This is a genomic window from Mycetocola sp. Y791, from assembly GCF_059445325.1.
This window is the reverse complement of sequence record NZ_JCAIUC010000003.1, coordinates 372,962-391,810: the sequence shown is the minus strand read 5'-3', so window position 1 is coordinate 391,810 and position 18,849 is coordinate 372,962. Positions and strand designations below refer to the sequence as shown.

Below are 18,849 nucleotides of genomic sequence, written 5' to 3'. Positions count from 1 at the left end.
GTCCCCCGCAATCTTTAGGACGGTAATCGATGGAGCCACGGCCCACCTTTTCACAGTTCAGCCTTGTGCCAGAGGCACAGGGACTCTACAACCCGCGTCGCGAGAAAGACGCCTGTGGCCTCGCCATGGTCGCAACGCTTCGCGGTACCGCCGGGCACGACATCATCGTGTCTGCGCTCGATGCGCTGCGTAACCTCGAGCACCGCGGGGCCATCGGCTCTGACGCAGGAACCGGAGACGGCGCAGGCATCCTGACGCAGATCCCCGACGACTTCCTGCGCGCTGTAGCTGACTTCGAACTTCCCGGAGCCGGCGAATACGCGGTCGGCATGGCGTTCCTGCCGCGCGACGCGGCTGAGCGGGCTGCGCTGAAGGCGAGCATCGAGCAGATCGCATCGAGCGAGAGCCTCAGGGTCCTCGGCTGGCGGCAGGTGCCCGTCGATTCCACCCACCTCGGCAAGCTCGCCCTTGCGGCGATGCCCGCATTCGAACAACTGTTCGTGTCGAGCACAGCGACGACGGATGCCGGCGGCGCGGTCAGCGGGATCGCTCTCGATCGTCAGGCGTTCAGGCTTCGCAAGCGCGCCGAGCGAGAGCTCAACGCGTACTTCATCTCCCTGTCCTGCCGCACCATGGTCTACAAGGGCATGGTCACGACGCTCCAGCTCGAGCCGTTCTACCCCGACCTCAGCGACGAGCGGTTCGCGTCGAAGCTGGCGATCGTCCACTCCCGCTACTCCACCAACACGTTCCCGTCCTGGCCGCTCGCGCAGCCGTTGCGGATGATGGCGCACAACGGCGAGATCAACACGGTCGAGGGCAACCGCAACTGGATGCGCGCCCGCCAGTCGCAGCTCGAGAGCGAACTGCTCGGCGACATCCGCCGCCTGCTTCCAATCATCACCCCCGGCGCGAGTGACTCGGCATCATTCGACGAGGTCCTCGAGCTGCTCACGCTCACCGGCAGGACACTCCCGCACGCCATGATGATGATGGTCCCTGAGGCCTGGGAGAAGCAGACCGGCCTGCCACAGGAACTCAGGGACTTCTACGAGTTCAACTCGATGCAGATGGAACCGTGGGACGGACCCGCCGCGCTCACCTTCACCGACGGAACCCTCGTCGGCGCAACCCTCGACCGGAACGGGCTCCGCCCGGGGCGCTGGCTTGAGACAACAGACGGCCTCGTCGTGCTCGGCAGTGAGATCGGCGTGCTCGACATCGCACCGGAGCGGGTCAAGCGCAAGGGCAGGCTGCGCCCCGGCAAGATGTTCCTCGTCGACACCGAGGCTCAGCGCCTCATCGAGGACGAGGAGATCAAGGCGACACTTGCGGCGTCACAGCCGTGGGGCACGTGGCTCGACGCGGGGCGCATCAACCTCAGCGACCTGCCGGAGCGCGAGCACATCGTGCACACGCCAGCGTCAGTGACCCGCCGGCAGCGCACCTTCGGTTACACGGAGGAGGAAGTGCGCATCCTGTTGAAGCCGATGGGCCAGAACGGTGCAGAGCCGCTCGGTGCCATGGGCTCAGACACACCGATAGCCGCTTTGTCCGCTCGCCCGAGGCTGCTCTTCGACTACTTCACCCAGCAGTTCGCGCAGGTGACCAACCCGCCGCTCGACTCCATCCGTGAAGAGGTCGTCACCTCGCTCAAGCTGGGACTCGGTCCCGAACGGAACCTGCTGAGCGCCGGGCCGGAGCACGCCCGACAGGTCGTTCTCGACTTCCCGGTGATCGATAACGATGAACTGGCCAAGATCCAGCACATCGACCCGCGCCACGGCTCGCGCACCACCACCACGATCAGGGGCCTCTACCGCTTCGACGAGGGCCCCAACGCTCTTCGCGACCGCATCGACGCCATTTGCGCTGAGGTCGACGAGGCCATCGCCGCCGGGGCGTACTTCATCGTGCTGAGCGACCGCGACTCCAACAAGGACCTCGCACCGATCCCGTCGCTCCTCCTCGTGGCCGCGGTCCACCACCACCTCATCCGCGCGCAGAACCGACTCAAGGTCGGAATCGTCGTCGAGGCGGGTGACGTCCGCGAGGTGCACCACGTCGCGACGCTCATCGGTTATGGCGCGTCCGCCGTCAACCCGTACCTCGCGATGGAGACCTGCGAGGACCTCGTCCGCAATGGCACGATCACGGGAATCACGGCCGAACAGGCAGTGCGTAACGTCATCTACGCACTCGGCAAGGGCGTGCTCAAGATCATGTCGAAGATGGGCATCTCGACCGTGTCGTCGTACGCCGGCGCCCAGTGCTTCGAAGCGGTCGGCCTCAGCCAGGAATTCGTCGACAGGTACTTCACCGGAACCGAATCGACACTGGGCGGCGTCGGCATCGACGTGATCCAGACCGAGAACCTCAAGCGGCACGAGGCGGCATACCCCCTCAACACCGCCAAGATCTCGCACGAGCGGCTGGAGACCGGCGGCGAGTACGCCTGGCGTCGTGACGGTTCTCCACACCTGTTCAACCCGGACACGATCTTCCGCCTCCAGCACTCAACGCGCACGAGGCGTTACGACATCTTCCGTGACTACACCAAACTCGTGGACGACCAGGCGGAGAGCCTGATGACGCTTCGCGGCCTGTTCCGGCTGAAGACGGAAGCACGTCACCCGATCCCTCTCGACGAGGTGGAATCTGTCGAGTCAATCGTCAAGCGGTTCTCAACGGGAGCGATGAGCTACGGCTCGATCTCCGCTGAGGCGCACGAGACGCTCGCGATCGCGATGAACCGTCTCGGCGGCAAGAGCAACACCGGTGAGGGCGGCGAGGACACCGACCGGCTGCTCGACCCTGAGCGCCGCAGCGCGATCAAGCAGGTCGCGTCAGGCAGGTTCGGTGTCACGAGCATGTACCTCACCCACGCCGATGACATCCAGATCAAGCTCGCCCAGGGTGCGAAGCCGGGAGAGGGCGGCCAGCTGCCGCCGACGAAGGTCTACCCGTGGGTCGCCCGTACGCGTCACGCGACTGCGGGCGTCGGACTGATCTCACCGCCTCCGCACCACGACATCTACTCGATCGAAGACCTCAAGCAGCTCATCTTCGACCTCAAGCGGGCCAACCCGTCTGCACGGATTCACACCAAGCTCGTGAGCCAGTCGGGCATCGGTGCCGTCGCCGCCGGTGTCGCCAAGGCACTCTCCGACGTCATCCTGGTGTCCGGTCACGACGGTGGTACCGGAGCGAGCCCACTGAACTCGCTCAAGCACGCCGGAACGCCGTGGGAACTCGGCCTCGCCGAAACCCAGCAGACGCTCATGCTGAACGGCATGCGCGACCGCGTCGTCGTCCAGGTCGACGGTCAGCTGAAGACCGGCCGTGACGTCATCATCGGCGCGCTGCTCGGTGCTGAAGAGTTCGGTTTTGCGACGGCGCCCCTCGTCGTTTCGGGTTGCGTCATGATGCGCGTCTGTCACCTCGACACCTGTCCCGTTGGCGTTGCCACCCAGAACCCCGTGCTCCGTGACCGGTTCACCGGCAAGCCGGAGTTCGTCGTCAACTTCTTCCAGTTCATCGCCGAGGAAGTGCGCGAGTACCTCGCCGCACTGGGTTTCCGGACCCTGCAGGAGGCGATCGGGCACAACGAGCTCATCGACACCAACACGGCGATCCAGCACTGGAAGGCGTCGGGGCTCAACCTCGAGCCGATCCTCGTCGGCCCCGCTTTCGACGCTTCCGAGCCGCGGACACACGCCCGCAACCAGGAGCACGAACTCGACAAGCACTTCGACGTCTCGCTCATCGCGGAGAGCCGCAACGTGCTCGAGCACGGCGGAACCGTCTCGATCGAGCGGACCATCCGCAACACCGAGCGCGCCGTCGGAACAATGCTCGGCCACGAGGTCACCGTGCGACACGGAGAGAACGGACTCCCGTCCGGCTCGATCCAGGTCAGGCTTCGGGGCTCAGCCGGCCAGTCGTTTGGCGCGTTCCTGCCGAGCGGCATCACCCTGCGTCTCGAGGGGGAGTCCAACGACTACGTCGGCAAGGGCCTCTCCGGCGGCGAGATCGTGATCTTCCCGCCGAAGGGAAGCACGTTCCCGTCAGAGGAAAACGTCATCGCCGGGAACGTCATCGGTTACGGGGCGACCCAGGGCACGATGTTCCTGTCCGGCATCGTCGGTGAACGATTCCTCGTCCGGAACTCAGGGGCAACGGCCGTCGTCGAAGGCGCTGGCGATCACGCACTCGAGTACATGACGGGCGGGCTCGCGGTGATTCTCGGCGAGACGGGTCGGAACCTGGGCGCCGGGATGTCCGGCGGTACAGCCTATGTTCACCGTCTCACCCCGGAGAAGGTGAACCGTGAAGCCCTGGCTGCTGGCGAGTTGACCCTGTCTCCGCTCGGCAGCGCAGACATCGAGATCGTCCGCGACCTGCTCGAACGCCACCTCGCCGAAACCGGTTCACCCCGTGCGGCCCAGCTCCTCGCCGACGGCGAATCGGGTCTCTCGGAATTTGTCAAAGTACTGCCCCGCGACTACGCAGCTGTCCTGCGCACGCGCCAGGACGCCGTTGCCGAGGGACTCGATCCCGACGGTGACGTCGTCTGGGGCCGAATCCTGGAGGTTACCGGTGGCTGATCCGAAAGGCTTCCTGAAGGTCACAGAGCGCGAACTGCCCAAGCGCAGGCCTGTCCCGATCCGGTTGATGGATTGGAAAGAGGTCTACGAGGAGGGCGACCCGACCCAGCTTCGCCGGCAAGCCGGGCGCTGCATGGACTGCGGTGTGCCGTTCTGCCACCAGGGCTGCCCGCTCGGCAACCTGATTCCCGAGTGGAACGACCTCGCCTGGCGCGGAGACGGCAGGCAGGCGATCGAACGCCTGCACGCCACCAACAACTTCCCTGAGTTCACGGGCCGGCTCTGCCCGGCTCCGTGCGAGAGCGCCTGCGTGCTCGGGATCAACCAGCCTGCGGTGACCATCAAGCAGGTCGAGGTGTCGATCATCGACCAGGCGTTCGCCAACGGCTGGGTCGACTCGCACCCGCCGGAGAGCCTCACAGGCAAGACCGTCGCCGTCGTCGGATCGGGCCCGGCCGGGCTCGCCGCGGCGCAGCAGCTCACCCGCGCCGGCCACACCGTCGCCGTCTACGAGCGCGACGATAGAATCGGTGGACTGCTGCGTTACGGCATCCCCGATTTCAAAATGGAGAAGAGACACGTCGACGCTCGCCTCAAGCAGATGGCCGACGAGGGAACCCGGTTCAGGGCCGGAGTGAACATCGGCGTCGACATCAGCTGGGACGCACTGCGTTCGCGGTACGACGCCGTCGTCATCGCGACCGGTGCCATGGTTCCGCGCGATCTGCCCATCCCTGGGCGCGACCTCAGCGGCGTTCACTTCGCCATGGACTACCTGGTGCAGCAGAACAAGGCGGGCGCCGGCGACGACGTTCCCGGCCAGATCGTCGCTGAAGACAAGCACGTCGTTGTCCTCGGTGGCGGCGACACCGGTGCTGACTGCATCGGAACGGCGCACAGGCAGGGTGCAGCAAGCGTGACAAACCTCGCGATCGGTACCCAGCCCCCGACCTCCCGCACCGACGCCCAGCCGTGGCCGATGACGCCGACCCTGTTCGAAGTGTCGAGCGCACACGAGGAGGGCGGCGAACGCCAGTACCTCGTATCCACCGTCGAGTTCCTGGGCAACGAGTCCGGCGAGGTGCGCGCCATCCGCGTCGCCGAGACGGAATTCGTCGACGGGCGGCGGGTGCCGAAGAGCGGCACCGAACGGGAGATCCCTGCCGACCTCGTGCTCCTCGCACTGGGTTTCACCGGCCCGGAATCGCACGACCTCACATCCCAGCTCGGCCTTCCGTTTGACGCTCGCGGCAACGTGGAGCGCGGCAACGACTACGCGACGAGCGAGCCAGGCGTCTTCGTTGCTGGCGACGCCGGGCGCGGCCAGTCACTCATTGTCTGGGCAATCGCAGAGGGTCGCGCCGCTGCCGCGGCCGTGGACAGGTACCTCGAAGGGGAGAGCGATCTCCCCGCCCCGGTACGCCCTACCGATCGAGCCATAGCGCTCTAGACTTGGACCGCGTGTCAGGTCCGCATCTTTTTCCCGCCAAGACAACCCCGCAAGAGCGCGCATGCGCAGAAGCACGGAGAACGACAAGTATGAGACGAGCTAAAATCGTCGCTACCCTCGGGCCGGCAACCGCCAGCTATGAGGATATTCGGGCAATCATCGACGCAGGTGTCAACGTTGCGAGGATGAACCTCAGCCACGGCACCTACGACGTCCACGAGGGTGTTTACGCGAACGTGCGCAGGGCCGCAGCGGACGCGGGCCAGCCCGTGGCCGTGCTTGTCGACCTGCAGGGGCCGAAGATCCGGCTCGGCAAGTTCGAGGGCGGACCGTACAACCTGGCCAAGGGCGACATCTTCAAGATCACCACCGAGGACGTACTCGGAACCAAGGAGCTGTGCGGAACAACGTTCAAGGGCCTGCCCGACGACGTGAAGCCGGGCGACTTCCTTCTCATCGATGACGGCAAGGTCAAGGTGAAGGTCCTCGAAACCGACGGCGTGGTCGTCACGACGGAGGTCATCGTCGCCGGCGCTGTCTCCAACAACAAGGGCATCAACCTCCCGGGAGTGGCCGTCAACGTCCCCGCCCTGAGCGAGAAGGACGAGGCCGACCTCCGCTGGGGTCTCAAGCTCGGCGCCGACTTCATTGCCCTCTCCTTCGTGCGCAATGCGGAAGACATCACACGCGTCCACGAAATCATGGACGAGGAGGGAAAGCGCCTCCCCGTCATCGCCAAGATCGAGAAGCCGCAGGCCGTTGATCACCTCGAGGAGATCATCGAAGCCTTCGACGGCATCATGGTCGCGCGAGGCGACCTCGGTGTCGAGCTTCCCCTCGAAGCGGTTCCGATCGTGCAGAAGCGCGCCGTTGAACTGTGCCGCCGGATGGCCAAGCCGGTCATCGTCGCGACGCAGATGCTCGAGTCGATGATTTCAAGCCCGATTCCGACCCGCGCGGAGACCTCGGACGTCGCGAACGCTGTTCTCGACGGTGCGGATGCCGTCATGCTCAGTGGCGAGACGAGCGTCGGGCAGTACCCGGTGATCACGGTTCAGACAATGGCCCGCATCATCGAGTCCACCGAGGAACACGGACTCGAGCGCATCGCTCCGCTCGGCACCAAGCCGCGCACGCAGGGTGGGGCCATCACCCTCGCCGCGAGCGAGGTTGCTGACTTCGTCGAGGCCAAGTTCCTCTGCGTATTCACGGAGTCGGGTGACTCGGTACGCCGGATGTCACGCCTTCGCACACAGATCCCCGTGCTCGGAATGACGCCGGATGAAGGCATCCGCCGCCGCATGCAGCTGAACTGGGGTGTTGAAGCATTCCTGGTCGACCGCGTGACCCACACGGATGCCATGTTCAGCCAGGTCGACGACATCCTCCTCGGTCTCAACAAGGCCAAGGTCGGTGACAAGGTCGTCGTCATCTCAGGTTCCCCTCCCGGAATCCCCGGATCGACGAACGACCTCCGGGTCCACAAGGTGGGCGACGCCCACCACGGAGTCGTTCCCGCATACCAGTAGCCACGCACCCGGTTACACACGCGAAACGCGGACCCTGTCGGGTCCGCGTTTCGTCGTTGGTCGAGCGCTCGGCCCGGTCCTACAGGTCCTCTGGCCGCACAACGCCGTCCAGATCGGGGTCGGTGTCATCGATCGGGCGCTCCTCATCGAGTCCGTCGAACTCCTCGAACGGGTCATCATCCTCGTCGGGAAGCACAGCGAGTTCTTCGTCATCCGGAACGATGATGTCACCGTCGTCGTCTGTCAGGTTCGCCATGGGCCGTTCCTTCCGTGTGGGGGTCGCGGTCGAACCGCCGCTTGAGTCAAACCCTAGGCTGGGTGCAACGTCGGAACAAGAGCCCGACGAAAGGAATCAACGGCGATGACTGATGAACACAGCGAAGACCGACGGGATGCCATCGGAAACGGGCGCGACGAAAGTGACGAGGAGCGCTCTGACCGCAACTGGATAGACCTGCTCCAGGAGCTCAGGGTCCTCCAGGCGGGTACTCAGATCCTGACCGCGTTCCTGTTGGCGATCGCCTTTCAACCGCGGTTCACCGAACTCGACGTGTTCCAGCGCACCCTCTACCTGGCACTGGTCTCCGCATCGATCCTCACCACCGTGCTGTGCCTCCTTCCGGTGAGCCTGCACCGGGTACTCTTCCGGCAGAGGCTCAAGAGCTTCACGGTCTCGATCGGGCACGCCATGGTCCGCGCCGTGATCTTCGGCGTCTCGGTTGCCACCATCGGCACCGCCATGCTGATCTTCGACTTCGTCGTCGGCCGAACCGCCGGCCTGGTCGCGGCCGGCATCCTCGCCGTGATCCTCATCGTCTTCGGACTCATCCTTCCGCTCGTCGTGAGGCACGTGTCGACGCCAGACGGGGACACCGATCCGGCGAGCTGAACCGCAGCCGTACCCGCCACGGCGGTGTCAAGCGCTGGCGAACGGCCAGGAAACGGTGTTCACTAAAAGCATGAGAGCAATCTGGAAGGGTGCCATCACCTTTGGCCTCGTCAACGTGCCGGTGAAGGTCTACAGCGCCACCGAAGACCACGACATCCCCCTGCACCAGGTCCACGACAAGGACGGCGGTCGAATCCGCTACCAGCGCCGGTGTGAGGTCTGCGGCAAGATCGTCAAGTACGAGAACATCGACAAGGCGTACGACGACGGGGAACGCACCGTCGTCCTCACCGCCGAGGACCTGGCGTCGCTGCCGCAGGAGAAGAGCCGTGAGATCGAGGTCGTCGAGTTCGTGCCCACCGAGCAGGTGGATCCCATGATGTTCGACCGCAGCTACTACCTCGAGCCTGACTCGACATCATCGAAGGCGTACGTTCTGCTCAGGAAGACGCTCGAGTCGACCGACCGAACGGCAATTGTCCGGTTCGCCCTGCGGCAGAAGACCCGGCTTGCCGCTCTCCGTGCCCGCGATGGGGTCCTCGTCGTCCAGACGTTGCTCTGGGGAGACGAGATCCGCGCGGCGGATTTCGACAGCCTGAAGGAGCGCGTGCGCATCTCTGCGAAGGAGCTCGAACTCTCGAGCGCGCTCGTCGACAGTTTTTCCGACGACTTCACACCCGATCAGTTCACCGACGAATACCAGGGAGAACTGCGAACGCTCATCGACGCCAAGCTCGAACAGGGCGAGGCGCTCGATACGGATGCCACCTTCGGCGAGAGCGAGAAGGAAGAGGAGTCGGGTGAGGTCATTGACCTGATGGAAGCCCTCCGCCGCAGCGTGGAGAAGTCCCGCGATGCCAAGAAGAAGAAAACGCCGGCGAAGGCTGCGAAGAAGAAGCCCGCCTAGCGGCGGGCTGGCGCTGCCGCGTCAGCCCGCGAAATCAGTTCGTGAGCCCGGTGACCGAAGGGCCCTCGAGCACCTCACCTGTCGCGGTAAACCGCGAGCCGTGCAGCGGGCAGTCCCATGATCTCTCGACGTCATTCCAGGCCACGATTCCGCCCAGGTGAGGACACACCGCCGAGGTTCGCGAGACGACGCCGTCGACCCGGCAGACCGCGACGGGTTTGACGCCGTCGCGCACGACAATGCCTTCGCCTTCGACTGGCCCGCCTTCGGGAAGGCCCGACAGTTCCGCGCCTACCCAGCCCTTTGCGAGATCCGCGGCAACCGTGGCACCGGCAGCGAGAGTGGTACGGATCGCACTCGAGGTCGGTACCCGGCCGCGAAGCGCGGTGGCCCAGTCGGGGGAGGTGCCGGCGAACTGCGCAGCGAGCGAAATTCCCGCAGCGGCGCCGTTGGCCATTCCCCACTTGTTGTAACCGGTGGCGACGAAGACCCGGTCCTCGCCTGGACTGATCGGTCCGAAATGCGGCAGCCCGTCCGACACCCGATAGTCCTGGGCAGACCAGGAGTGGGTCTCGGTCAACCCGCCGAAGGTCTCCGTCGTCCACCCGGCGAGGTCGTCGACCCGTGCTGTCGTCGGTTGGCCTGTACCCACCCTGTGGTCGTTACCCCCGACGATGAGGTACCGGCCGTCCGGGCGAGTCCAGTCCCGGATGGATCGGGAGGGCTCGTCGACGGACAGGTACATTCCCCCCAGTTGCGGCTGGTCCCACCGATACGCGAGGGCATATGACCTGTGCGCCTGAATGGTGGCGAACTGAGCTCCACGCTTGAGGAAGGGCATGCCGGTCGCCAGGACAACGCGGTTGCCCCGAACCTCCCCGCGGTCCGTCGCGACGACGCATGGGCCGCCCGAGTCGACATCGAGGGCACGGACTCCCTCGATCACAATCCCGCCATTCCTCCGGACCGCCCCGGCGAGGGCGGCGAGAAGTTCGACGGCGTCGAGCTGGAACTGTCCACCAAGACTCACCGCCGCGGTGATGTCGATCGGTAGTTCGAGTGCCGAGAGCGCCGTCACATCAAGACCGAGTGACGACGCTGTGTCCAACTCGGCTTCGATCGTCGGCGCGCCCTTGTCTGTCGACGCGTAGGTCACGGCATCCCTGAATTCCAGTCGCACGCCCTCCGCGCCAGCGAAGTTCCTGATCCAGTCCTGCCCGGCACGGTTCGCGGCGAGATAGGCGTCGAGCAGCTCACGCGGAAGTGACCGGTCCAGGCTTGACAGCTGGGAGCCCTGCAGCAGCGACACTTTTCCCGTTGTGTTTCCCGTCGATACAGCGCCGACGTACCGTGCCTCGAGCACGATCACTGATTGCCCCTGCTCCGCGACCGCGAGCGCTGTAGCAAGGCCGGAGAGCCCGGCCCCAACCACGACGACGTCAGCCTCGAGGCCGTCGCGCCAGAGATCGGTGTCGATGCTGTCCTGCCGGTCAAGCCACAGCGACGGTCCCTGGGGCAGCGTGGATCTGGGCATCGTCGTTCTCCTCGTTCGAGCCGCGGGCGTGGTGCGCCGTGGCCCGCAAGTCGTCAGGGGCGGCACGTCCCGACCGTAGCGGGGCAGAGACGCTTTCGCCACCCCTTGAGCCTGTAATTGCGCCGCGCGTATTGTGTGTGCCAGTTCTCGCCCGGTGGCCCATCAAAGAAAGGCGCCGGACGGGCTCGCCGAATACCGACAGACCCAACGACATATTCAGGAGAGTCAGCCATGGCCGCAGACGCGACAACACCGGACCCCAGGAACAAGTACCACGTCGGGGGCTTCCCGCGACAGGAACAGGACCAGCCAGGCCTCCTCTCCAAGACCGACCCGACGCCTGACCACGGTGAAGACACCTACACGGGTTCGGGAAAGCTGACCGGTCGTGTCGCCCTCATTACCGGAGGTGACTCCGGTATCGGACGAGCCGTCGCGATAGCTTTCGCTCGCGAGGGCGCCGATGTCGCCATCTCCTACCTCCCGGAAGAACAGGATGACGCTGAGGACACCGCGGAGTGGGTCGAGAAGGCCGGCCGTCGAGCGCTCCTGCTGCCCGGCGATGCCCGTGACGAACAGTACTGCACCGAAATGGTGGAGTTGACTCTCGCGGAGCTCGGGCGCCTCGACATCCTCGTGCTCAACGCTGCGTACCAGGAAAACCGTGAGGGGCTCGAAAACCTGCCGACCGAAGAGTTCGACCGGGTGTTCAAGACGAACCTCTACGCCGTGATGTGGACGGCGCGCGCGGCGATCCCTCACCTGAAGCCGGGGTCTTCGATCATCACCACATCGTCGATCCAGGCATTCGACCCGTCACCGGAACTCATCGATTACGCGATGACCAAGGCCGCGCAGGTCGCGTTTACGAAGGCCCTTGCGCAGCAGCTCGGCGACAAGGGCGTGCGGGTCAACGCTGTTGCCCCTGGTCCGATCTGGACCCCACTTATTCCCGCGACGTCATGGCCGGACAAGGTGGAGAGCTTCGGCGCCGACACCCCGCTCGGTCGCGCGGGCCAGCCCGCCGAACTCGCGGGGGCCTACGTTTACCTCGCCTCCGATGACGCCTCATACGTGTCAGGCGCGGTGCTGCCCGTCACCGGTGGCAAGGGACTTTGAGCGTCAGGGCACCGCGCCTTCGCCGGAGCCAAACCTCGGGCCCCGGTCTCGGACGCCGACGGACGAGGTCGGGCTTCCGGTACATCGATGAGGGCGGTCGGCCGGTTCACGATCCGGAAACCATCGAGCGGATCGCCGCGCTCGTGATCCCGCCGGCGTGGACGGACGTGTGGATTTCGCCGCACGCGCACGGTCATATCCAGGCTGTTGGCATCGACCAGGCCGGCAGGCGCCAGTATTTGTATCACGAGGTATGGCGGCAGAAACAGGACAAGCAGAAGTTCGACAGGGCGCTCGAGCTGGCACTCGCCCTCCCGTCCGCCCGGAGGCGCGTGACAAGCGACCTGAGGGGTCCAACCGGATCCCGTGACCGCGCGCTCGCGACGGGCTTCAGGCTTCTCGATTCCGCCCGGTTGCGGGTGGGCAGCGAGCGATTCGCACTCGAGCACGGCAGCCACGGCCTCACGACGCTGCTGTGTGAACACGCGACAGTCTCTGGCCCAACGGTTTCTCTTGAGTTTCCTGGCAAGAGCGGTCAGGCCTGGTCGAGCGATACGACCGACGACGACCTGGCGAAAGTGATTCGTTCGCTCAAGCGCCGGGGCGGTGAGGCGCGCCTCCTGGCGTGGAAGAACGGAAGGGACTGGCGGCCGCTGAGCGCCCAGGACATGAACGACTACGTCCGGTTGCGGACGAACGGCGACTTCACCGCCAAGGACTTCCGGACGCTGCACGGCAGCATTATCGCCGCGCGCTCTCTCCGCGATTTCGGCGTGGTCTCATCCGCTCGGCAGCAGGCGAAGATCATCACAGCCGCCGTCGCCGAGACCGCGGATGCCCTCGGCAACACGCCCGCCGTTGCGCGGTCGAGCTATATCGATCCGCGCGTGATCGACCGCTATCGGAACGGCGAGTTGCTTGACGGCAATGGCCAGCCGGAACCCGCGCTTCGACGTCTGATTCTCGGTTCGTAAGCGGCCCGGCTGACGGAGATCATGCCCTCAGGAACCGGCGGCGGCCAGGTCCGCCCTTCCCGCGGCAGACTCGGCTTCTGCCAGCAGGGGAAGCTGGAGGGTGAGCCACGGGCTGAACGCCCACGGCGTCGCGGTGACGGCTGTGGTCAGGTGTGCCGGGTCGACCCACAACCACTCAGCAACCTCGTCGGGTCGTGGGTTCACGGAACCGCTGACAATGGCGCGATAGACGGGGCACACCTCGTTCTCCACGATGCCCGATGCGTCGACCGCACGGTACCGAAAATCGGGCAGGACCAGTTCGAGGGAGTCGAGAACCACGCCGAGTTCGTGGCTCGCGCGGCGGTGCACGGCCTGGTCCATATCTTCACCCGGTGCCGGGTGCCCACAGAACGAGTTCGTCCACACTCCCGGCCAGGCCACCTTCGTCAGCGCCCGCCGCGTCACCAGGATCCGCCCGTCCGGGTCGAAGACATGACAGGAGAACGCGAGGTGGAGCGGTGTCGCCCGGGTGTGCACCGTCGACTTATCGGCGACACCGGCCACTGAACCGTCGTCAGCAAGCAGGACAACCTGTTCAACCGTTGTACTCATGTCTCCATTCTGTGCCTCGTCCAGCGGTCGACCAAGCCGGGACTTGGGGGGCTGGTCGAAATCAACCGAAAGTATGTGACGATCATTCAGACCGTCAAGTACCGTGGACGAATGGACCAGCACCAGCTCATCGACGCGCCCTGGCGAGGGGCGCAGCAGGTCGATGACGCGCTTCAGCGCTACTTCAGCCTCGCGCGGAGCCAGGCTGGAAAACACGGCCATCGGTTCGAACGACTCTGGGACGTCATCGAACGAAACACGACGGGCGGCAAGCGATTCCGGCCGCGCATGGTCATGGCGGCTTACACGTCTCTCGGCGGTAACGACCTCGAAGCCGTCGCGCAGCTCGCTGCTGCCTACGAGATGCTCCACACGGCGCTCATCATCCACGACGACGTCATCGACAGGGACTTTGTCAGGCGGGGCCACGCCAACATCTCCGGCAGTTACCGCGACATCGCCACAACGGCCGGCGTGCCGCTTCCCGCAGCGGAGCACCGCGGCATGTCGGCGGCGGTCATTGCCGGCGACCTGGCGATCTCCGCCGCATACCGGCTCGTCGACCGGACCGGTGCAGCAGACGATGTCAGGTTCAGACTGCGCGACCTCCTCGACGACGCGATTACGGCATCCGCGGCGGGTGAACTCGCCGACGTTGACTTCTCACTGCTGCCCGAACAACCGACCGTCGACGAGATCGTGGAGATGGAACGCCTGAAGACCGCCGTGTACTCGTTCGAGGCGCCACTCCAGTCGGGTGCTGTGCTCGCTGGCGCCTTTGACGAGACCATCGAGCAGCTCGGCGCATTCGGGCGCAACATCGGCATCGCCTACCAGATCGTCGACGACATTCTCGGTGTCTTCGGTCGGGAAGAGGTGACGGGCAAAAGCACGCTCGGGGACCTGCGGGAAGGCAAACGGACCGTGATCACGGCACGGGCATCCACCCACAACCTGTGGCAGCCCGTCTCCGGGCTCTTTGGCAAATCAGATCTCGATGAAGAGGAAGCGACCCACATTCGCAACGCCCTCGTAGACTCAGGGTCCAAAAGCTTCGCCGAGAGCCTCGCAGCCGATTTCACCAACCGCGCCTGGGAGCACCTCGCGTCTGATGCGATTCCTGTCGCATTGAGAACCGAGCTTCAACCCGTCGTCCGAAGAGTTCTGGAGCGTGTCCGTTGAACCGTCCCTCCCTGCGCTCCCGGCCCGCCGGGTCTCCAACCGGCGGCGCCCTCTACGACGAAGTCGCCGTCGAAACCTCCGCTCGCGTCATCGAACGGTATTCGACGTCGTTCGGCATGGCATCCCGGCTGCTCGGTCCCGATGTCCGCGTGCACGTGAGAAACATCTACGCCCTGGTGCGCGTGGCCGACGAGATCGTCGACGGAGTGGCCAGGGACGCCGGGCTTGCCCCCGATGAGGTGGCGTCGAGGCTCGACGCGTTCGAAAGGGAAACGGATCTGGCCACTGCCACCGGCTACAGCACAAACCTCGTAATCCACGCCTTTGCCCTCACCGCCCGTACCGTCGGGATCCCGCGGGACCTGACCGCACCGTTCTTCGCGTCCATGCGGGCCGACTGCACCGAGACCACCCACACCCCGGAAACCTTCCAGACATACGTCTACGGTTCTGCTGAGGTCATTGGCCTGATGTGTCTGCGCGCTTTTCTCCACGGCCACACGGTGCCCGAAGATCAGGAAGCGCGACTCGTCAACGGAGCGCGCCACCTCGGCGCCGCATTCCAGAAGGTCAACTTTCTGCGGGACCTCTCCGCAGACTTCGACGGCCTCGGGCGCAGCTACTTTCCCGGTGTCGAACTCACCTCATTCGGGGATGACGACAAGCGCCGGCTTCTCGCGGACATCGACGAGGACCTCGCGATCGCCTCGGCGACACTGCGGGAACTCCCGCCCTCGTCGAGGCGCGCCGTCGCGCTCGCCCAATTGCTCTTCGGTGAGCTCACGGAGCGGATCCGCCAGACCCCGGCGAGCGCGCTCAGCCACACCAGGGTCCGTGTTCCCACCTCGGTCAAGCTGCGCCTCGCGGCTGCCGCCGCGGCTGGAAAGCTCCCGTGACCGGCGTGAAGAACGCCGTCGTCATCGGCGGCGGCATCTCCGGCCTGGCCACGTCAGCACTTCTCGCGCGGGACGGCTATGCGGTGGCCCTCCTCGAAAAGCGCGGTGAGGTCGGCGGGAGAGCAGGTCTCCAGGAACGCGACGGCTTCCGCTTCGATACGGGGCCGAGCTGGTACCTCATGCCGGAGGTCTTCGACCACTTCTACCGGCTGCTCGGCACCTCTGCCGCTGAGCAGCTGGACCTCGCGCGACTCGACCCCGGCTACCGCGTCTTCTTCGAGGGCCGGAGCGAACCGGTCACGATCGCAGCATCCAGGGAAAAGAACATCGCACTGTTCGAGAGCATCGAGAGCGGGGCAGGCGTTGAGCTCGAGCGTTATCTCGATTCCGCGGCGCTCACCTACGAGATGGCGAAGAAGCGTTTCCTCTACTCGACCTTCGAGTCCTTCCTCCCGCTGTTCAGACGTGACGTCCTCCGCCGGACCCGGCTACTCGTCCGTTTGCTCACCGAGTCCCTCGACACATTCACCTCCAGGTACTTCCGCGATGACAGGCTGCGCCAGATCCTCGGCTACCCGGCGGTCTTCCTCGGGTCGAGCCCGTTCTCGACGCCGAGCATGTACCACCTGATGAGCCACCTCGACCTCGCCGACGGTGTGTACTACCCGCGCGGCGGCTTCGCCACGGTGATCGACACGATCGCTGCCCTTGCCCGAAGCGAGGGGGTCGACATTCGGACCGACGCGACGGTGACGTCCATCGACACGCGCAGGGCGGCATCCGGTAAGAAACCGGCGGTCAGGGGGGTCACCTGGACCGACAGTTCCGGCGAATCTCACTCCCTCGCCGCGGACCTCGTCGTCTCGACGGCTGACCTGCACCACAGCGAGACCCGCCTGTTGCCCGAGCCGCTGCAGACCTACCCCGAGAGCTACTGGGAGAAGAAGACAGCGGGGCCGAGCGCTGTGCTGGTGTCCCTCGGCGTGAGCGGGTCCCTCCCTGAGCTCGAACACCACAGCCTGTTCTTCACGAGCGACTGGAAACACAACTTCTCGCAGATCTTCACCGAACCGACGAGTGTTCCATCGCCGGCCTCCCTGTATGTCTGCAAGCCGAGCGCGTCAGACCCGTCGGTCGCGCCGGATGGCACCGAGAACCTCTTCATCCTCGTGCCGGTACCCGCCGATCCGGCGATCGGCGGGCGAGCGGATGCCACTGTGCAGCGGATCGCCGACGACGCGATTGTGCAGGTGGCTGAGTGGGCGGGCGTACCCGACCTGGCCGACCGGGTTCTCGTCCGCGAGGTCACCGGGCCCGCTGACTTCGCCTCGGATCTCAACGCCTGGAAGGGGACGGCGCTTGGTCCAGCCCACATCCTGACCCAGAGCGCGTTCTTCCGCGCGGGCAACGTCAGCAGGAAAGTCGACGGCCTGCTCTACGCGGGTGGCTCGAGCATCCCTGGCATCGGCCTGCCGATGTGCCTGATCAGCGCCGAGCTCGTGATCAAACGCCTCCGCGGTGATACGAGCACCGAGGCAATGCCGACACCGCTCACGCGATCAGCAGCGGCGAGCCGCGTTCGTGACGCCGGTGCTCGACGCTGATGGCGTTCCTCTACCTCGGCGCGCTTCTCGTCTCACTCGGTTGCATGGCCCTGCTCGACCGGCGGTTCACCCTGTTCTTCTGGACTGACGCCCGGCGCGCGAGCATCGTGCTCGTCCTCGGTCTCGCCTTTTTCCTCACCTGGGATCTCGCGGGGATCGGGCTGTCGATCTTCTACCGCGGCGAGACGGACTTCATGACCGGCATCCTGCTCGCACCAGAGCTCCCGCTCGAAGAGCTCTTTTTCCTCGCCCTGCTCTGCTATCTCGCCATGAACCTCTTCGGCGGCGCTGCCCTGCTGCTCAATCGCACGACACGCCGGGAGGGACGTTCGTGACCTACTGGCTGCTCAATCTCGTGTTCCTCGTGCCGGCGCTCGCCATCGGTGTCCTCGCTGCCACGCGCACAGCACGTCGAAAGCCCGGCTCCCATCCGTTCGCCCGGATGGCTGTCACACTGGTCGTCGTGCTGATCCTGACCGCGGTCTTCGACAACATCATGATCGCCGTCGGCCTGTTCGGATATAACCCGCATGTCATCAGCGGCGCCTTCCTCGGACGCGCACCGCTCGAAGACTTCGCTTACGCGATAGCGGCAGCCGTGCTGCTTCCGGGGCTGTGGCTGCTGCTCCCAGGCAGGAAGCCGGAGGCCGGGCGATGAAAACCCTCGGAGCGATTCTGTTGTCATCGCGACCGCTGAGCTGGGTCAACACGGCCTTCCCGTTCGCTGCCGCCTATTTCATGTCGACTCGCGAACTCGACCTCACGTTCTGGATCGGCACCGTGTACTTCCTCGTGCCGTACAACCTCGCCATGTACGGCATCAACGACGTGTTCGACTACGAATCCGACCTGCGGAACCCGCGGAAGGGCGGCGTCGAGGGGGCTGTGCTCGACCGGTCCCTCCACCGGCCGATCCTCATCGCGGTCCTGATCACCAACCTGCCTTTTCTGGTCTACCTTGTCGCCGTCGGATCCGCGGTGTCCACCCTGGTCCTCGCGGTGAGCATCTTCGCCGTGATCGCATACAGTGCGCCGCGACTCCGGTTCAAAGAGGTCCCGTTCCTCGACTCCCTGACATCGTCCACCCACTTCGTCAGCCCTGCGGTCTTCGGGCTCACCCTCGCGGGAGCGTCATTCGCCGACGTAGGGCTCATTGCCCTTCTCGCCGGGTTCTTCCTCTGGGGGATCGGAAGTCACGCATTCGGTGCTGTGCAGGACGTCCTCGCTGACCGTGAGGGCGGCATCCGTTCGATAGCGACCGAGATCGGCGCGCGAGCGACAGTGCGGTTCTCGGTTCTCGCATACCTGCTCGCCGGGCTTCTCCTTCTCGCGACACCGTGGCCGGGACCGCTCGCGGGAGTTCTGGCCCTGCCGTACATCGTCAACGCCCTCCCGTACTGGAACATCACCGACGCTACCGCCGAGTCCGCGAACCGCGGCTGGAAACACTTTCTTGCCCTCAACTTTGTCTCGGGGTTCTGCGTGACGATGCTGTTGATCTGGGTTGCGCTCGGCTGACACCGTTGGTTGTAACGTGGACGTACCGTCACACCGAGCAGGGGAG

16 protein-coding genes are annotated in these 18,849 nt (G+C 65.3%); 13 read left to right on the top strand and 3 right to left on the bottom strand.

Features of this window, described 5'->3' with window-relative positions; genetic code table 11:
• The first annotated feature begins 29 nt into the window (after positions 1–29).
• From gltB to pyk, 3 genes are all read left to right on the top strand, one after another.
• Positions 30–4,607 (top strand): glutamate synthase large subunit, encoded by a 4,578-nt coding sequence (gltB, locus tag AC1C2N_RS10910; protein WP_495433976.1) that lies wholly within the window; start codon positions 30–32, stop codon positions 4,605–4,607.
• Positions 4,600–6,057, top strand: coding sequence for a glutamate synthase subunit beta (locus tag AC1C2N_RS10905; protein ID WP_483404146.1), 1,458 nt, complete (start codon positions 4,600–4,602; stop codon positions 6,055–6,057). The genes gltB and AC1C2N_RS10905 overlap by 8 nt, the downstream gene beginning before the upstream one ends.
• An 89-nt stretch (positions 6,058–6,146) precedes the next feature.
• Positions 6,147–7,586 carry a pyruvate kinase gene (pyk, locus tag AC1C2N_RS10900; RefSeq protein WP_483404145.1) on the top strand — a complete coding sequence of 480 codons (1,440 nt, stop codon included), beginning with the start codon at positions 6,147–6,149 and terminating at the stop codon, positions 7,584–7,586.
• A gap of 79 nt (positions 7,587–7,665) precedes the next feature.
• Here pyk and AC1C2N_RS10895 read toward each other — a convergent pair whose 3' ends face one another.
• Positions 7,666–7,842 carry a hypothetical protein gene (locus AC1C2N_RS10895; protein ID WP_483404144.1) on the bottom strand — a complete coding sequence of 59 codons (177 nt, stop codon included), beginning with the start codon at positions 7,840–7,842 and terminating at the stop codon, positions 7,666–7,668.
• Positions 7,843–7,947: 105 nt separating this feature from the next.
• Here AC1C2N_RS10895 and AC1C2N_RS10890 point away from each other — a divergent pair, with 105 nt between their 5' ends.
• Positions 7,948–8,475 (top strand): DUF6328 family protein, encoded by a 528-nt coding sequence (locus AC1C2N_RS10890; RefSeq protein ID WP_495433975.1) that lies wholly within the window; start codon positions 7,948–7,950, stop codon positions 8,473–8,475.
• A 70-nt stretch (positions 8,476–8,545) separates the two neighbouring features.
• Positions 8,546–9,382, top strand: a complete 837-nt coding sequence (gene ku / locus AC1C2N_RS10885) for a non-homologous end joining protein Ku (protein WP_483404142.1) — start codon at positions 8,546–8,548, stop codon at positions 9,380–9,382.
• A 34-nt stretch (positions 9,383–9,416) separates the two neighbouring features.
• On the opposite strand, the gene AC1C2N_RS10880 is transcribed toward ku, so the two are convergent.
• Positions 9,417–10,916: an FAD-dependent oxidoreductase gene (locus AC1C2N_RS10880; protein ID WP_495433974.1), complete on the bottom strand. Its 1,500-nt coding sequence runs from the start codon at positions 10,914–10,916 to the stop codon at positions 9,417–9,419.
• 231 nt (positions 10,917–11,147) lie between these two features.
• On the opposite strand from AC1C2N_RS10880, the gene AC1C2N_RS10875 reads away from it, so the two are divergent.
• Together AC1C2N_RS10875 and AC1C2N_RS10870 are read left to right on the top strand one after the other, a co-directional pair.
• Positions 11,148–12,035 carry an SDR family oxidoreductase gene (locus AC1C2N_RS10875; protein WP_495433973.1) on the top strand — a complete coding sequence of 296 codons (888 nt, stop codon included), beginning with the start codon at positions 11,148–11,150 and terminating at the stop codon, positions 12,033–12,035.
• On the top strand, positions 12,032–13,009 hold the full coding sequence (locus AC1C2N_RS10870) for a DNA topoisomerase IB (RefSeq protein ID WP_495433972.1): 978 nt from the start codon (positions 12,032–12,034) through the stop codon (positions 13,007–13,009). The genes AC1C2N_RS10875 and AC1C2N_RS10870 overlap by 4 nt, the downstream gene beginning before the upstream one ends.
• A gap of 27 nt (positions 13,010–13,036) precedes the next feature.
• Here the strand turns inward: AC1C2N_RS10870 and idi are convergent, their stop codons facing one another.
• Complete coding sequence (gene idi / locus AC1C2N_RS10865; RefSeq protein ID WP_495433971.1) at positions 13,037–13,603, bottom strand: isopentenyl-diphosphate Delta-isomerase; 567 nt, start codon at positions 13,601–13,603, stop codon at positions 13,037–13,039.
• A 75-nt stretch (positions 13,604–13,678) separates the two neighbouring features.
• Between idi and AC1C2N_RS10860 the strand changes: the two genes are divergently transcribed.
• The 6 genes from AC1C2N_RS10860 to AC1C2N_RS10835 are packed head-to-tail and all read left to right on the top strand — an operon-like array spanning position 13,679 to position 18,803.
• Entirely contained in the window at positions 13,679–14,785 is a 1,107-nt protein-coding gene (locus tag AC1C2N_RS10860) for a polyprenyl synthetase family protein (RefSeq protein WP_483404137.1), read from the top strand.
• Complete coding sequence (locus AC1C2N_RS10855) at positions 14,782–15,681, top strand: phytoene/squalene synthase family protein (RefSeq protein WP_495433970.1); 900 nt, start codon at positions 14,782–14,784, stop codon at positions 15,679–15,681. The genes AC1C2N_RS10860 and AC1C2N_RS10855 overlap by 4 nt, the downstream gene beginning before the upstream one ends.
• Positions 15,678–17,285: a phytoene desaturase family protein gene (gene crtI, locus AC1C2N_RS10850; RefSeq protein ID WP_495433969.1), complete on the top strand. Its 1,608-nt coding sequence runs from the start codon at positions 15,678–15,680 to the stop codon at positions 17,283–17,285. The genes AC1C2N_RS10855 and crtI overlap by 4 nt, the downstream gene beginning before the upstream one ends.
• On the top strand, positions 17,285–17,620 hold the full coding sequence (locus AC1C2N_RS10845; protein WP_495433968.1) for a lycopene cyclase domain-containing protein: 336 nt from the start codon (positions 17,285–17,287) through the stop codon (positions 17,618–17,620). Before crtI ends, AC1C2N_RS10845 begins: the two co-directional genes overlap by 1 nt.
• Positions 17,617–17,943 (top strand): lycopene cyclase domain-containing protein, encoded by a 327-nt coding sequence (locus AC1C2N_RS10840; protein WP_495433967.1) that lies wholly within the window; start codon positions 17,617–17,619, stop codon positions 17,941–17,943. The genes AC1C2N_RS10845 and AC1C2N_RS10840 overlap by 4 nt, the downstream gene beginning before the upstream one ends.
• The gene (locus tag AC1C2N_RS10835; protein ID WP_483404132.1) at positions 17,940–18,803 is read left to right on the top strand and encodes a prenyltransferase; all 864 of its coding nucleotides are present in this window, start codon (positions 17,940–17,942) and stop codon (positions 18,801–18,803) included. The genes AC1C2N_RS10840 and AC1C2N_RS10835 overlap by 4 nt, the downstream gene beginning before the upstream one ends.
• The last annotated feature ends 46 nt before the right edge of the window (positions 18,804–18,849 follow it).